Source organism: Paracoccus onubensis (genome assembly GCF_003591515.1).
GTDB classification, from domain to species: Bacteria; Pseudomonadota; Alphaproteobacteria; order Rhodobacterales; family Rhodobacteraceae; genus Paracoccus; species Paracoccus onubensis.
Genome location: NZ_QZCG01000006.1, coordinates 119,581 through 135,306, shown reverse-complemented (window position 1 = coordinate 135,306; position 15,726 = coordinate 119,581). Strand labels below are relative to the sequence as shown.

Below are 15,726 nucleotides of genomic sequence, written 5' to 3'. Positions count from 1 at the left end.
GCGGATGGGCGGTTTCGTCGATGGCATGACATATGGTGCGGGCCGCCTTTCCAGAATTCCGGGCGACAGGGGCACATCGCCGCAGAACGGATCGACGGCGAATCTGAGCGATTATCATCAAAGCGAAATTTCGGCCGTGAATGCCTCGTCCGGGCCAAATCAGTTCGAGCAGTCGATCGATAATACGATTGCTGCCTATAATTCGGACACCGCCCAGAATGCCCTGACCTATGGACCCATAGTTGCCGCCGCAGCCTATGGCGGTGGCACGGCCGCGCTTGCCGGTACGCCGATTCTTGCCGGAGCCGCTGCCGCGGCGGCACCTGTCACTGCCGCGGTGGCCGCAGGCATGGTGACCGGTTTTGTGGGCTTCAAGGCCGGTGAAGCTCTTGGCGGTTGGGCGATGGAGGCGATGGGCTTTGAACGCATCGCGGAAGATGGCGAGATGCCTGCCACCAAGGGCCACCCGATCGCCCATGTCAGCGGCTGGTCGCTGGGCGCGATGGTCCTGGGCGCTGTGGCGGCAGTCGCGGTCGCCGCCCTTGTCGTCGCAACCGCCGGCGCGGCGCTTGGCCCGATCATGCTCGCGGTGGCGGCAGCCGGCGCAGCAGGGCTTGTTGGAGGCATAGGCTTCGGTTTCGCTTCGGTCGCGGGGCAATATGGGACCAATAAGGGTAAAATCGAAACCGGTTCCGCCGATGTCTATTTCAACAACAAGCCCGTCGCCCGAGTCAAGGATGTCGTCGATTGCAGCGAGCATTCCGTGTCCTTCGTTGCGGAAGGCGCCGAGACCGTCTTTGCCAATAACTGGCCCATCGCGCGCATCGGTCACAAGACCACCTGCGATGGCACGATCAATGACGGCATCCCGAATATTGCGATAGATATCGATACCAGCGCCATCGCTTTGGCCATTGATGTCGGATGGGACAGCAGGGCAGCCAATCTGCTGGTCATGGCCGCGGATTTGCTGCCGATTGGCGGAAGACGACCACGGGACGGCGATGGGTCTGCGGGGCATGCTGGCGATTTGCCGAACAGCTGTCGTACAACCTGCCGTGACCCGATCGACGTGGCCAGCGGTCAATTCGTCGAATTGCGCACTGATATCCATATTCCCGGCACCATCCCGCTACGACTGGATCGCTGCCACGCCCCTCAATCCACGGGCCTGCAAGGGGTTGGCTGGTCCGGTACCTGGGCCCAGCATCTGCGGATCGACGGCGAAACCATCAGTTTTCAGAATTCCGAAGGCAGCCTGATCGTTTTCCATGCGCCCGAAGACGAAGTGTTAAGCCACAACCTGCGCTTTCCGCATCTGGAGCTGTTGGGCCGCCGATCGGCCGATCTGTTCATCTACGACCGGATCACGCAACTTTTTCACGTCTTTGCCGAGGAAGAGAAAGCCACCCGCCGCCTGTCGCGGATCGAGGATCGCAACGGCAACCGGATCACCCTGCAATACGGGCATGACGGACTGTACCGGGTCGAGCATTCCGACGGTTTCGCGCTTCAGGTGGAGAGCGAAAACGGTTTGATCCGCCGCGCCGTTCTGGATTCGGCTGATGCGGATGAATGTGTTTTTTCATGGGATTACACCCGTGATAGACGTCTGAAAGAGGCCGTTTCCTCGCAATCCGGCTATTTCCGCTATGATTATGACGGGCAGGGCCGGATCACCGGCTGGCATGATTCCAAAGAGACCCATGTTCATTATGAATATGGCCCTTCGGGCCGGATCGAGAAGACATGGACGGATAGCGGCCATATGGCGGGCCGGATCGACTACGACCTGCCTGGCAAGCGCACGGTCGTGACAACCCCGGAAGGCGCGGTGACGGTCTATGACTGGGATGATGACGGGCTGGTCTGGCGCGAGACGGATCCGCTTGGCCATGTCTGGCTGACCGAATGGGACCGGGCCTTCCACATGACCGCACGGGTCGATCCGCTGGGAAATCGCGTCCAGCTTGAATATGACAGCTATGGCAACCTGACACGGCATACCGATGCCGAAGGCGCGGAGTTCACCTTCGAGCATGACAGCGCCGGAATGCTGATCGCCAGTATCGATCCTTTGGGAAACCGCACCGAATTCCGCCATGACGAGAACGGAAACCTTGTCGGCGTCACGGATGCTCTGGGCCGGATCAGCACATTGGGTCTGGGCGAAAAGGGGCAGGTCCTGCGCATCGACCTGCCCGGAGGGGTGCAAGAGCGGATTTATTACGACCCCCTGTTGCGCCCGAATCGACGCCGTGATCCGGACGGTAACGAGACGCGGATGGGCTATGACACCGAAGGCCGGTTGCGCTGGTTCACCGATGAAATCGGCGCGACGACGCATTATGATATGGGGCGCGGCTCTGATAACCCGCGCGGCGCATTGCGACAACTCAGGACGCCGGATGGCGCGATCTCGACCGTGAGCTGGGATATCGAGGGCCAGTTGAGCGCGATCACCGATCCGAATGGCACGACCCGGCATTTCCGCTTTGGCGCCTTCGATCTTCCCCGGGAAACCGTCGATGCACAGGGCCATCGCCTGCGTCTCGAACATGATCGGGAAATGCGACTGTCGGCTGTTGTCAACGAGTTGAGCGAACGCCATGAATTCACCTATGACCTGACTGGCAATATCCTGGCCGAGAAGGATTTTTCCGGCCGGATCACCCATTATTCCCATGACGCCGCCGGCCGTTTGATTCAGAAAATTTCGGCAAACGGGATTCGGACCAATTACAGCTATTCCGCCGCAGGCCGGCTTCTTGTTCAGCAGGTGGAAGGTGAATCCGAAACCCGGTTCACCTATGATGCCCGGGGCCTGATGATCCGGGCCGAGAATGACGCGGCGGTCGTCGAATATGATTACGACGCCCTTGGCCGTGTGGTGGCCGAGCGGTTGAATGGCCGGCAGATCACCTCTGATTACTCGGTCGCCGGGCAACGGGTGGCGCGGGCGGGCGATGTGCTGCATCTGACCTCTGGCTGGACGCGGGCAGGGCTTCCGGCCGAATTGCGGATTGGCGATCACGCGCCGCTGTCCTTCCGTCACGATCCGCGCGGGCTGGAGCAACTTCGCGCCTCATCCGCAGGTTTTGCGCAGGCGCAAGGCCACACGATCATGGGGCAACTGACCGAGCAGATGGCCGGTCCCCTGACCCGGCTGCCGGATGAGGCAAGAACCGGAGGGCTTGGCCGGGGCATGCCGATCGAGATCGCCACACGTATGGGCGCATTGACCCATCGCAGCTATGACTGGGATCGTGCGGGCCGGGCGATCACGGTGAATGACAGGATCATGGGGCAGGTGCGGCTCGACTATGACAATCGTGGTCAGGTCACCACCGCTCGCCGCGATAATGTCGACGGAGTCTCTGCGCTGTCGCATTTCGAATATGATCCGGCCCGCAATATCGCCGCCGTCATTGAAGCAGGGCGCACAGCACAGGTTCAGACCACTGCAGGGCGGGTGAAGCGCCGCGGGACTGTCAGCTATAGCCATGACGATAATGGCCGGGTCATCGAGAAACGGGTCGAGGAACCGGGTTTCCGCCCCAGGGTCTGGAAGATGGCGTGGGACGGCCGGGATCAGCTTGCCGCTGTCGAGACCCCGGATGGCACGATCTGGCGCTATGCTTATGATCCTTTGGGCCGCCGCGTCGCCCGGAACGCGTCAGGGCAGGGCTATGCGTACCAGTGGGAAGGCGATCAGCTGATCGCCGAGGCACCGATGACCGCCGATGGCATGGTGGCCTGGGATCAGGCACGCCACTGGATCTATGAACCCGGCAGTTTCCGCCCTCTGGCCCAGGTCGACGGCGAAACGCTGCATTACGTTGTCACCGATCATCTGGGGACGCCAAGGGAATTGCTGTCCGAGGATGGCACCGAGGTCGCATGGCGCGCCGAGCTTGGTCTTTGGGGCGAATTGTCAGAGCTGCGCCTGCCACGCCGCGCCGCTAATGACGATGCGCCGCCGACCGATTGCCCGATCCGGTTTCAGGGGCAATGGTACGATGCCGAAAGCGGGCTGCATTATAACCGTTTCCGCTATTACGATCCGGATGCGATGCAGTATCTGTCGCCCGATCCGATCGGGTTGGCAGGTGGCGTCAGGCCGCAAGGGTATGTGACGGATCCGAATGAATCTGTCGATCCTTTGGGTTTAGCTCCGATTACTCCGGGAGATTTTGGGCTAGGCACCATTACAGATGATCCAGTTCTACATCGACTATGGACCGATGCAATGAAAGATGCCGCCAGTTCCAGGCGGAGTAATGGTTATTCACGGTTGCTCGATATATATTCAAACGGGCAAACACCCACCACGAAACAGCTAGAATCGGCTTTTGGGGCGGTTAACCAACGCTTTATGAAGGCGGCACGCAGCGCTGGATATACGGTCGCACAGGTACATCATTGGAACTATAATAAGGGCAGCTTCCCCACGCAAATAGTCGATCCGCGACATTTGGTTCCAACTCCATCGCGACAGGTACATGAAGACATTCACCGAGCGACGACCTCCAATACATCTAATATATGGAAAGGCCCCATAGCAAATCAGCACCGTATAATCATACCTGATCACTCCACGCCGTTGCCTCCCGATTATTTCAAGCCAGGATCATGTAAATGAAAAGATATTCTGAACTCGTTTCCAATTTGGGATATTCGACTGCTCGGAATATCACTAATGAAAAGGTTGCATCCTTGTTCGAAAGTTACGAGGTGCCGCCGGGCTGGTATGGGTTTCCGCCTGCGCTTGTACCAATTATAAGTGATGGGTCACTGCCAAGTTATATTGGTTTATGGAAGCATTGGTTTGTTCAGAGAGAAGTAAGTTTTGTTACAATGAGTGTTTCGGATGATTATCGAATTTCGGAAATCGCACGGAATGAAGAGCAGCTTTCTCAGATATTTGTTGCAAATCTCATTGTTCTTCAGGACGAAGTGACAGAAGACGCGACTTGGCTTGCAAAACATTTGGGTGTGGAAAATGTCGATGAAATAGACGGGGTAACAATGACCTCCGGCGACGATCCCGAGGGCTTTTCGGCACTAAGCTCTTTCAAGCGGAATGCGCCGCTTTCGTCATGCGATCCGGCTGATTACGATGGCGAGTTTCCTACGCCGAACCGAATTGGAAGCGAATATCAATGCTATTTCGAATATGCAGAAGATTCGTTGGATGATTTGCTGGATGTTCCCGAGTGGATTAACCCGAATTCGGACAAGCCAAGACTTTTTGATAGATTTCTGGATGAGTCTCGCCTTGATTATGCCTGGTTGACGCTGAATGGAACCGGATGGCGCTATGCCGATGCTGCGGCGGCCTTGGATCGTTTGAGAAAATCAGCTCCAGCGGATGGAAATTTTCAGATGATGGCCGATATCTGGATATCTTTTGCGTCAGAATATGACGGTGGCTACTGAAATTATGCGTTTGTAATTTTTGAATAATGATGATGCGAAAATTTCCGAGAAGATCTTTCACATATGCCGCGTGAAGTTTATCTGTGCTGAAAAATGCGACGATAAAACCATCGTATTTGATGTGAGGATGCTTTGACGCTTGGCAAAGCTTTTAAAGAACCCTCACATCATTCATGATGATTATTAGTCTGCGCGACCAATGCGACCGACGTCAATGCAATTGACTAATGTACGCTGACCGGCATCAATTCATTCTGCCGTGCGAGCATGAATGCCATTTTACGGTCGCGCACGAGCGCGAGTCTTTCACCCTCGGCGTCGTGGACGGCATAGAGATTGTCCACGTCGGAAAGCTGCTCCTGCAATTCCTGTGGCAAGGTGTTTGTTGCGACCTGCCGGATATATACCGTGTTTTCCGCGACGTTATCGTGAAAGTCGAATTTGCTATCCATGATGATCCCCTTATTTGCGGCTGATCGGAATGGTTTGATGAATCTGTTCGGGTTGAACCCGGCGCAGATCGATATGCAGCAGCCCGTTCTCGATCTCGGCCGAGATTACTTCGACCCCGTCTGCGAGAACAAAGCTTCGCTGAAAGGCCCTGGCGGCGATCCCGCGATGCAGAAAAACCCGTTGCTCATCGCTGTCGGTCATGCGCCCGCGTATGACAAGCTGTCGGTCTTCGGTGGTGACACTCAGATCATCATCGGAAAACCCGGCAACGGCCAGAGTGATGCGGAAACCGTCAGGGGCGGTATGTTCGATATTATAGGGCGGATAACCGTCCGCACCCTTCGCGGCGCGTTCCGCCATGCGCTCCAACTGGTCGAACCCCAGCAGATAGGGATGTGCTCCTAACGAAATCTTGCTCATCTTCAGCCCTTTATCGGCAAGCGACTGTGAAAGGCGGCCCCGTGCAGGCAACCGCGCTGGAAACAATATGTGAACGCGCAAGGCCGGATGCAAGTCCGGATCGCCGTCCACGACGATTCCGGTATTCCATGCTTGAGCCGCTGAAATGCCCGGAACCGGCAAGGAAACCTGCAATGCGTTACGCATGAAGGATTATCATATGTCTTCAACGAACATGCGCATATTCCGATATCCTGGTTTCCAGGGATCGGTGAAAATTGGTCTGTTCTCCTGTCGCATTGCTATTAACAGAACCTGAACAACCGGCTATAATCGCCTCAACCAGCGTCATTGTTCAGTTCGGACATCGCCAGATGAATATGCAAAACCATCCTGCAAGCCATGAGATGTCTCATGACGAGATTCTTCGTGCGGAACTGTCCGTTCTGCGCGCCGCTCATCGCGATCTGGATCAGGAGATCACGGCCCTGACCCAGCAGAAGCTGGCCTCTTCACTGACGCTTCAGCGGTTGAAAAAGAAGAAGCTGCTGCTCAAGGATCAGATCTCGCGGCTGGAAGATGAAGTGACCCCCGATATCATCGCCTGATTGCGGGCGCCGCGCACAGGCGTTATCTGGGCGTGCGGCGACGCAATATGATGCGATACTTGAAGGGCAGGGCATGGACAAACCGGTGGGGATCATCATGGGCAGCCAGTCGGACTGGCCGACCATGCGAGAGGCGGCGCAGATTCTGGAAGAATTGGGCATAGGTTACGAAGCCCGGATCGTCAGTGCGCATCGGACACCGGACAGGCTGTGGGAATATGGCAAATCGGCGGTGTCGCGCGGGCTGAAGGTGATTATCGCAGGAGCCGGAGGGGCCGCTCATCTTCCCGGCATGATGGCATCGAAAACCCGCCTGCCTGTGATTGGCGTGCCGGTGCAGACGCGAGCATTGTCCGGCGTGGATTCGCTTTATTCGATCCTGCAGATGCCCAAGGGCTTTCCGGTGGCGACCATGGCGATCGGCGCGGCGGGGGCGGCGAATGCCGGACTGATGGCGGCGGCGATCCTTGCCGTCAGCGATCCCGCATTGGCCGAACGGCTGGAGCAGTGGCGCGAGGCCTTGTCGGCCTCGATCCCGCAGGAGCCCATGGATGAGTGAGAACCGCGTTATCGGGATTCTGGGGGGTGGCCAGCTTGGCCGGATGCTGTCGGTTGCGGCAAGCCGGCTGGGTCTGCGCTGCCATATCTATGAACCGGACGCCGCGCCGGCAGGAGATGTCGCCTATCGTCTGACCAATGCGTCATACGAGGATCGGGCGGCGCTGCGCGCATTCGCGGAATCCGTCGATGTCATCACCTATGAATTCGAGAATGTGCCGACTTCGGCGCTTGACCTGCTGGAAAGCATCCGTCCGATCAGTCCGAACCGCCGGGCTCTGGCGGTATCTCAGGATCGGCTGGAAGAGAAGACATTCCTGAACGGGATCGGGCTGGCGACCGCGCCTTTCGCTGATGTGCCGGACGAACGCGACCTGCCGGCTGCACTGGCGCAGATCGGGACGCCGTCGATCCTCAAGACCCGGCGGATGGGCTATGACGGCAAGGGGCAGGTCAGGATTACCGATCCGGCACAGGCCGAATGGACCGGTGCTCCGTCGGTGCTGGAAGGCTATGTGGAATTCAGTGCCGAGATCAGCGTGATCATCGCCCGCGCGGCGGATGGTCAGATTGCCGCTTTCGATCCGGGACTGAATGTGCATCAAGGCGGCATCTTGCGCAGTACCACCGTGCCGTGTGGCCTTTCGGGGAAAATCACAACCGACGCGGTTCTGATCGCGGCGAAAATCGTCAATGAACTGGATTATGTCGGTGTGATGGGGGTCGAATTATTCGTTGCGCCGGAGGGGCTGATCGTGAACGAAATCGCGCCGCGCGTGCATAATTCCGGGCACTGGACACAGGCCGGCTGTGCCGTCGATCAGTTCGAGCAGCATATCCGTGCCGTCGTCGGCCTGCCCTTGGGCGATGGCAGGCGTCATGCCGATATCCAGATGGAAAATCTGATCGGCAATGACATCGACAGGCTGCCCGAATTGCTGGCTGAACCGGGGGTGCAGCTTCATCTTTACGGCAAGGGCGAGGCCCGGCCGGGGCGCAAGATGGGACATCTGAACCGGATCCGTTCCTGACGGTTCACGCCATTTCGCGGCAAGATTGAATCGCAATCATCCCACAAGAAAATCCTCTTTCCTTGGACCTTCCGTTATGGAAGGAATTGGGAAAAGGCCCAGATACGGCAAGCGGGGACGGTGGGATGGCGAAACCGGGAATGGATCGCGAGGCAAGACAGGGTCTGACCCTGATCGCGCCGCCTTTCCTCTATGCGCTTGCGATTCTTGCCGCGCCTGTCCTGACGATCCTCAGCTACAGTTTCCTGACGGATGGATATCTCGAGGTGATCGGCGAATTCACCTTCGGGAATTACATCCAGGTCTGGAGCGATCCGATCGTGCGCGCGGTACTGCTTCGTTCGCTTGCCGTGTCGGCCGCCGTGACGGTCGTTACCGTTTTGCTTGCGTTCCCGGTTGCCTATTATCTCAGCTTCGTGGTCAAGCCCGAGCGGAAATCGATGTGGCTGTTCCTGATCACCATACCGTTCTGGACCAGCTATCTGATCCGGGTTTTCCTGTGGAAGGTCATTCTTGGCTATAATGGTGTCATCAACTCGTCGCTGACGGGGCTTGGCATCATCGACCAGCCATTGACCTTCATTCTGTACAACGTCAATTCGATGGTTCTGACGCTTGCCCATGCCTATGCGCCTTTCGCCATCCTTCCGATTTTCGTGGCACTGGAAAAGATCGACCGTTCGCTGCTTGAGGCAGGGCGGGACCTGGGCGAGAACCGGTTGATGACCTTCTGGCGGGTCACATTGCCGCTGGCGATGCCGGGGGTGGTTGCCGCGGTGCTGATCGTCTTTATCCCGACCATCGGCGATTACGTGACTCCCGAACTGATCGGTGGCGGCAAGATCCCGATGATTGCCAATCTGATACAGGTGCAGATGCTGGCTCTGGATAACCGTCCGCTTGGTTCTGCGCTTGCGGTGACGGCGATGCTGGTCGTTGCCGTGGTCAGCCTGATCTTCCTGTGGCTCAATCGCCGCTTTCTGAGGGTGAAACAATGAGCGGTCGAAGCAATGGTTTGCGCAGCTATGCGCTGCTTTATCTGTTGTTCCTTTATGCGCCGATCCTGCTTTTGCCGCTTTTTGCGTTCAATTCGGGTACGATCATCGCCTTTCCGCTTCAGGGTTTCACCACTGACTGGTTCACGCAGATGTGGGGTAATCCGACGCTGCGCCGGGCGCTGAGCAATTCGCTGATCATAGCAGTGTCGGCTTCTGTCATGGCGACCTGCCTTGGGGTTTTCGCTGCTCGCGCCTCGACCAGATTCACTTTTCCGGGCAAGGGTGGGATCATGGGTTTCATCATGCTGCCGATGGTCCTGCCCGAGATCATCGTTGCCATGTCGCTTCTGGTCGTCCTGCTTGGGCTGGGGGTGGAATTGTCGATCCTGACGGTGATCCTGGGCCATACGCTGATCTGCATGCCCTATGGAATCGCCATCCTGTCGACTGCTTTCTCCAGCCTCGACAGGTCTCTGGAAGAAGCGGCCTATGATCTGGGCGAGACGAAATGGGGTGCGTTCCGCCTGATCACCCTGCCTTTGGTCATGCCGGGGATCATTTCGTCGCTGCTGATCTCGTTCACCATTTCCCTGGACGAATTCATTATTGCCTTCTTCCTGGCCGGAACCGAACCGACATTGCCCACCTATATTTTCAGCCAGCTTCGTTTTCCCAAGCAGATCCCGTCGATCATGGCATTGGGAACGGTACTGGTGGCGCTGTCGATCCTGCTTCTGGGGATTGGCGAATATTTCCGCCGCCGGGGTATCGCCCGGATGGGTGGCAAGAATGGTGGAGGTTTCCTGTGATTGCATCCCGTGACCAACGACCCGAAACCGCAAGGCCGATGATCGAATGCAACGAGATTCAGAAATATTACGGTGATTATCACGCTCTGCGCGGGATCGATCTGGTTATTCGGGAAGGTGAATTCTTCTCGCTTCTCGGGCCATCGGGTTGCGGCAAGACGACGCTTCTGCGCACGATCGCCGGGTTCGAGGGCATTTCCTCGGGGGCTGTGCTGATCGACGGCAAGCATATGGAGAATGTGCCCGCGAATAGCCGGCCGACCAATATGGTCTTCCAGTCCTATGCCATATTCCCGCATCTGACTGTCGCCCAGAACGTGGCATTCGGCCTGCGCCGCGATCCGCGCGGCAAATCGGAAAAGGCGGCTCTGGTCGAGGAGGCACTGGCGATGGTGGGCCTTCGGGGTTACGGCGGGCGTGCCGCCCATGCACTTTCCGGCGGGCAACGGCAACGTGTCGCCCTGGCCCGCGCATTGATCCTGAAGCCCAAGGTGCTGCTTCTGGATGAGCCCCTGTCTGCGCTTGACCGCAAAATGCGCGAGCAGATGCAGGTGGAACTGATCAAGCTGCAGCGTCAGGTCGGAATCACCTTCGTGCTGGTGACACATGACCAGGAAGAGGCTTTGGTCATGTCGGATCGTATCGCGGTCATGTTCGATGGTGAAATCGCACAGCTGGACGAGCCAGAGACGCTTTACGCGCGGCCAAAGGATCGTCGGGTGGCGGATTTCATTGGCGTGATGAATTTTCTGCCGGCGCAAATTACAAGGGAAGCGGATGGGATCGTCAGCGTCGATGTGCCGGGGCTGGGTCCTGTCGAATTACCTGAATCTCAGGTCAGCCGGGCGAATCCCGACGATAGTGGTCCGGTGCTGGGCTTCCGGCCCGAAACAATGACCTTGCTGACGCCGGGGCAATCCAGCCAGCACGCGCGGGAAACGGACGTGGTCATCGATGAGGTCGTCTATTACGGCGACATGACCTATTACGATCTGCGGTTAGAGGACACGCAACACACGGTCCGGATTTCGATGCGCAATGTCTTCGGGCGCGATGTCCAATCCGTCGGCACCAAGGCGCGCGTGGCATGGTCGCCCGGATCGCTGGTGTTGTTTCGTTAACCCAATTTCAAACAAAAGCGCCTTATTCTGCTGACCGGTGTTATTCTGAGGCAGAACATGGATCATCCGGGGTGATGAACGCTTTGAATATCGATACGCTGAAACTCTCGCGCAAGCTGACTGCGGCAGGTCTGGAACCGGCGGCGGCAGAAGCGATTGCCGAGGTGATCAGGGATGTTGATACGGATGATCTGGCGACCCGGCAGGATCTTCAAACCACCGAACAGCGCCTGAAGCAGGACATCTTTGCGGCTCGGGGTGATCTTCAACAGGAAATCTCTGAATTGAGAAGCGGCCTGCTTCAGGATTTCTCCAACTTCAAAATTGAGATACAGCAGGATTTTTCGGTATTCAGAAGTGAAATGCAGCAGGAGAACGCGGCATTCAGAAGTGAAATGCAGCAGGAAAACGCGGCGTTTAGGAATGAGTTGCAGCAAGGAAATGCGGCATTTAGGAATGAACTGCGACAAGAAAGCTCGGCGCTAAGGAGTGAACTGCATCAGGAGATCGCAGCGGTTCGCGCGGACATGCGGGATATGGAGAATCGACTTGTCATCAAGATGGGCGGCATGATTGTCGGATCGCTTGCCATATTGACCGCGTTGATGCGCATGATGCCGCCAGGCTGACAAGACGGATCATTTCCCGACAAGTATTGCCTGAGTTTTTTTAGGCAAGCCCTTCAGTATAATCTCATAACTCACCTTGATCCGGTGCCGCAACTCATCCTCGGGACTCTCCAGAGGCAGTGCGACCCAACTGCGGTGAAGATAGCGCGCAGGCTTGGCCACGCCGGCATCGATCAACATCTGCGCGGTTTCCGGACTGTCGGTCTTGACCGAAACGACAGGGTCGATTGCGGCAGTAAGCGCGAACATTTTGCCGCCAACCTTCCAGCAATCATGCCCTCCACCCCAGGGATCGGAATGCTCGGCCCCCGGATATGCGGCACATATGCGATTGACTGCCTCGCGGCTCATTCATTCCTCGCGGCGTTCCAGCCGGATCAGAATGCCGTTCTTGCCCCGAACGGTCAAGCGGGCAACCGGAACGGGCGTTTCGCTGCCCGGATACAGCCGAAATGCCGCTGCGATCCGTGCCAGCATCACCACCCCTTCCAGCATCGCGAAGCCGGCACCCGGACAGACCCGTTGCCCGGCAGAAAACGGGATATAGGCATCACGGGCGCTTGCCTTGCCTTCGGGTGTGTCCCATCTGCCCGGATCGAACATATCCGGCTGCTGCCATAATCTTTCATGCCGATGCAGATGCCAGGGCGACAGGACCAGTTGTGCTTTCCGGGGAACCTTTCGGTCTCTGAATGTTTCGGGTTGGGCAGCTTCACGCACCATCATCGGGACCGGGGGATAAAGCCGCAAGGTTTCGCGAAACACGGCGCGGGTGGCCTTCAGGCCCGACACAGCCTTGAAATCCGGTGTCAGCATTCTGCCTTCGGCGGCGACGCGATCCTGCCATTCCGGATGTGCCGCCAATAGCCATAGCGCCCAGGCTAGGGCCGAAGCGCCGGTTTCATGCCCGGCCAAAAAGAAAACCGCGACCTGATCGACCATTTCCGAGGCGGTAAAGCGTTCATCGGTCTGAGGATCCGATGTTGTCATGATCTTGGTTGCCAGATCGTCCGGTGCGGTACCGTCGCGAATTGCATTCATACGGGCGGAGACCAGTTCCCTGATCAATTCCCGGATTTCTGCTGCACTTCGTTTCGTTTGCCGGGAGGGGAACCGGGGTAGCCAGCGTGGCAGGGGAATCAACACCGCGAGATTGACGAGGGGTTGACTGTCCTGATGGGTGCGAAATGCCCGAAAGACCTTGAAAGCAATTTCATGCTCGATCGGTAGGGAGAAGAGCGAACGAAAGATGACGTCAGCGGCGGCATGGCTGGTTTCAGGCTCTATATCGATCTCTCCGGACGGCAACCGTGCGATGATCGCACTCGCCGCGGACCAGATTGCCGGGAAGGCTTCGCGTACGCGGCCACCTTCGAAAGCGGGATCGATAATGCGCCGTTGATGCCGCCATTCCTCGCCATTGGTGACGAAGACGGATTCTCCAAGCAGCGGCGCCAGCCCTTCGCGCAGGCGGTTTGATTTCGGGAAATCGTCGGGACGTTCCTGCAGAATCAGCCGAACCAGTGCCGGATCGTTGCAGACGAAACTGTGAATTAACGGATTGCGATACTCGGCCATCCAGGCCCGGTACATCCGCTTGGGAAATGTCGATAGCAGATCCCGGCGAAATCCGCGGATCAGGCGAAACAGGGAACTGCGCCCCTCGGTACCATCGGGTTTCGGGGCGCTCATGTTCTGCGGCCCGGTCCGACGGGACGCGTGATCCGGGCCGGAGAAGGATGGCGATCGGCAAACCGTTTGGACAGCTTCAACGGGCCGGCGGTGATTGCGAAATAATCGTAATCTCCGGGCCGGTCAAAGGCGCAGAGATATTGGAAATGCAGCCTGAACCAACGCCAGCGAAGCGATTTCTGCATCTCGGGCGATAGCGTTTGCCGAAACGCGGCCGAGATGACCAAAGGCCATCGCTGGTCGGGGCCGGCCATCCCGCTGACGGCCACCGGATCGCATAATCCGAAACAGCAGGCATCCCCTGGCGCAGTGACATCCAGCCAGAAGATTGTTTCATTTTCGGACAGAAATGCCAGATCCTCACGCAACCGGTCGGCCTTTGGCAGAAACGAGGCCATCGGAACGACATGACCAAGGCTAAGCAGCGCAAGCGCGGGACCTTTTTCGGGCAAGGGTTTAGCGCGCAGAAGATCCGCCAGCAGCGAAACTGCCAGATACGCACCCGAGGAATGTCCGACCACCAGCACTTCATCGACATCTTCGCTTAATGCCTGACTCACCCGGTCGCCGAATTGGGCAAGACGTTGCTCCAGTTCCGCTGGGTAAGCGCCGCGATGCTGTGCTGTGAAGGCGTAATCATGCATCAGGTAATAGGCGAACAGCCGGTTGTCGATGCGGCGAAAGCCCGACAACATGCCCCAGAAGACTGCCAGCGCAACCGGCAATCCGATCCACCACAGGGTCAGCTTCGTCAGGATCCAGCCCGCCAATCCCGCGAGGATCAGCCCGACCAGTGCCTGAAGCAGCAGAACCACGATCGGATAAAGCGCCGCCAATACCGGGCCGCGCCGCAATTTCATCAATTGGAAAAGCGCTCCGGTCCCGATATAGGCCCATGCCGTCGAGAAGAGCTGCATATATGTGCCGGCGATCCCGCGGCGCATCGAATCCTGCACCAGATCAGCCCAGACCAGCACTTCGAACTGGGTCTCGGCCTCTCCTTCGGGGAAACTGCCACGGGTCTGCCAACCGAAGGCCGCCTTATGCAACGGGCGGACCAGTTCCATCCGGTAATCGGATATGGCTGCCTGAACGGGCGATTCCTTGCGAAACAGCTCGCGATAGCGGCGTGGCGGGATGGGATCGAAGCCTGGGATATAAAGAACTTTGCGTCTAAATGGTCTGGACATGATCTGGCCTTGTTGAGCGCGGTCAGGATTAGCAAATTTGCCCTGCGCGGCAACCCGCATGCGCGGAACAAATCGAAATCATGCATTTCATTTGCTTAAAACTGTTGCAGAAGCCGGCAAAGCTCCGGCTTTCGCGAACTCCGCAATATGATCGGTCGCGACCTTTGCCGTCGCGTTTCAGCCCGCCTGCCGCACCCGTTCTTCCACCACTTCGAAGGGTACGGCCGGTTCGTCCTTGGCTCCGCGAATCACGAGCGATGTCTTGACGCTGGCCACATTGGGCGCGGCGGTCAGTCGGTCCGTCAGGAATTTCTGAAAGCTCGACAAATCGGGCGAGACGCATTTCAGGATGAAATCGATCTCGCCGTTCAGCATGTGACATTCGCGCACGAAAGGCCAGTCAAGCACAAGTGCCTCGAATGCCGAGAGATCGCGCTCTGATTGCGAGGTCAGCCGGACCATCGCGAAAACCTGCACCTCGAACCCAAGCTCGCGTGCGTCGATATCCGCGTGATAGCCACGAATGAACCCGGTTTCCTCAAGCGCGCGGACCCGGCGAAGGCAAGGAGGGGCCGAAATGCCGACGCGCCGCGCAAGCTCGACATTCGTCATCCGGCCGTCAGCCTGCAGCTCGGCCAGGATTTTACGGTCGATCTCGTCCAGTTTGGTGCCGGTCATGCTGCCCTTCTTCCCTGTTTCTTATGGATTGCGGGAAACTACAATGCGGCCCCGGATTGCGCAACATTGTTTCTGTAATTACCGGATCCATTGCGCAGCACGGCAGGGGCGATTACCTAGG

The 15,726-nt window shown here is 57.8% G+C and carries 15 protein-coding genes; 9 read left to right on the top strand and 6 right to left on the bottom strand.

The window, feature by feature from the left end; genetic code table 11:
* The first annotated feature begins 4 nt into the window (after nt 1-4).
* Entirely contained in the window at nt 5-4,642 is a 4,638-nt protein-coding gene (locus tag D3P04_RS10125) for an RHS repeat-associated core domain-containing protein (protein ID WP_119748472.1), read from the top strand.
* Complete coding sequence (locus tag D3P04_RS10120) at nt 4,639-5,439, top strand: hypothetical protein (RefSeq protein ID WP_147391910.1); 801 nt, start codon at nt 4,639-4,641, stop codon at nt 5,437-5,439. Before D3P04_RS10125 ends, D3P04_RS10120 begins: the two co-directional genes overlap by 4 nt.
* A gap of 224 nt (nt 5,440-5,663) precedes the next feature.
* Here D3P04_RS10120 and D3P04_RS10115 read toward each other — a convergent pair whose 3' ends face one another.
* Both D3P04_RS10115 and D3P04_RS10110 read right to left on the bottom strand, forming a co-directional pair.
* Nucleotides 5,664-5,891, bottom strand: coding sequence for a DUF1150 family protein (locus D3P04_RS10115; RefSeq protein ID WP_119748468.1), 228 nt, complete (start codon nt 5,889-5,891; stop codon nt 5,664-5,666).
* A 10-nt stretch (nt 5,892-5,901) separates the two neighbouring features.
* Nucleotides 5,902-6,312 (bottom strand): Hsp20 family protein, encoded by a 411-nt coding sequence (locus tag D3P04_RS10110; protein ID WP_119748724.1) that lies wholly within the window; start codon nt 6,310-6,312, stop codon nt 5,902-5,904.
* Between the two features lie 353 nt (nt 6,313-6,665).
* Between D3P04_RS10110 and D3P04_RS10105 the strand changes: the two genes are divergently transcribed.
* The 7 genes from D3P04_RS10105 to D3P04_RS10070 all read left to right on the top strand — a co-directional run bounded on the left by D3P04_RS10105 (nt 6,666) and on the right by D3P04_RS10070 (nt 12,045).
* The gene (locus D3P04_RS10105) at nt 6,666-6,899 is read left to right on the top strand and encodes a YdcH family protein (protein WP_119748466.1); all 234 of its coding nucleotides are present in this window, start codon (nt 6,666-6,668) and stop codon (nt 6,897-6,899) included.
* 73 nt (nt 6,900-6,972) lie between these two features.
* Nucleotides 6,973-7,458, top strand: coding sequence for a 5-(carboxyamino)imidazole ribonucleotide mutase (gene purE, locus D3P04_RS10100; RefSeq protein WP_119748464.1), 486 nt, complete (start codon nt 6,973-6,975; stop codon nt 7,456-7,458).
* Nucleotides 7,451-8,488: a 5-(carboxyamino)imidazole ribonucleotide synthase gene (locus D3P04_RS10095; protein ID WP_119748462.1), complete on the top strand. Its 1,038-nt coding sequence runs from the start codon at nt 7,451-7,453 to the stop codon at nt 8,486-8,488. Before purE ends, D3P04_RS10095 begins: the two co-directional genes overlap by 8 nt.
* A gap of 125 nt (nt 8,489-8,613) precedes the next feature.
* Nucleotides 8,614-9,486 (top strand): ABC transporter permease, encoded by an 873-nt coding sequence (locus tag D3P04_RS10085; protein ID WP_232844957.1) that lies wholly within the window; start codon nt 8,614-8,616, stop codon nt 9,484-9,486.
* Nucleotides 9,483-10,295 (top strand): ABC transporter permease, encoded by an 813-nt coding sequence (locus D3P04_RS10080; protein ID WP_119748460.1) that lies wholly within the window; start codon nt 9,483-9,485, stop codon nt 10,293-10,295. Before D3P04_RS10085 ends, D3P04_RS10080 begins: the two co-directional genes overlap by 4 nt.
* Nucleotides 10,296-10,333: 38 nt before the next feature.
* The gene (locus D3P04_RS10075; protein WP_119748458.1) at nt 10,334-11,416 is read left to right on the top strand and encodes an ABC transporter ATP-binding protein; all 1,083 of its coding nucleotides are present in this window, start codon (nt 10,334-10,336) and stop codon (nt 11,414-11,416) included.
* Nucleotides 11,383-12,045: a CCDC90 family protein gene (locus tag D3P04_RS10070; RefSeq protein ID WP_119748456.1), complete on the top strand. Its 663-nt coding sequence runs from the start codon at nt 11,383-11,385 to the stop codon at nt 12,043-12,045. Before D3P04_RS10075 ends, D3P04_RS10070 begins: the two co-directional genes overlap by 34 nt.
* 9 nt (nt 12,046-12,054) lie before the next feature.
* Here D3P04_RS10070 and D3P04_RS10065 read toward each other — a convergent pair whose 3' ends face one another.
* The 4 genes from D3P04_RS10065 to D3P04_RS10050 all read right to left on the bottom strand — a co-directional run bounded on the left by D3P04_RS10065 (nt 12,055) and on the right by D3P04_RS10050 (nt 15,605).
* Nucleotides 12,055-12,396, bottom strand: coding sequence for an MmcQ/YjbR family DNA-binding protein (locus D3P04_RS10065; RefSeq protein WP_119748454.1), 342 nt, complete (start codon nt 12,394-12,396; stop codon nt 12,055-12,057).
* On the bottom strand, nt 12,397-13,737 hold the full coding sequence (locus D3P04_RS10060) for a cytochrome P450 (protein WP_119748452.1): 1,341 nt from the start codon (nt 13,735-13,737) through the stop codon (nt 12,397-12,399).
* Nucleotides 13,734-14,927 (bottom strand): hypothetical protein, encoded by a 1,194-nt coding sequence (locus D3P04_RS10055; protein ID WP_119748721.1) that lies wholly within the window; start codon nt 14,925-14,927, stop codon nt 13,734-13,736. The genes D3P04_RS10060 and D3P04_RS10055 overlap by 4 nt, the downstream gene beginning before the upstream one ends.
* Nucleotides 14,928-15,104: 177 nt before the next feature.
* Entirely contained in the window at nt 15,105-15,605 is a 501-nt protein-coding gene (locus D3P04_RS10050) for an Lrp/AsnC family transcriptional regulator (RefSeq protein WP_119748450.1), read from the bottom strand.
* Between the last annotated feature and the right edge of the window lie 121 nt (nt 15,606-15,726).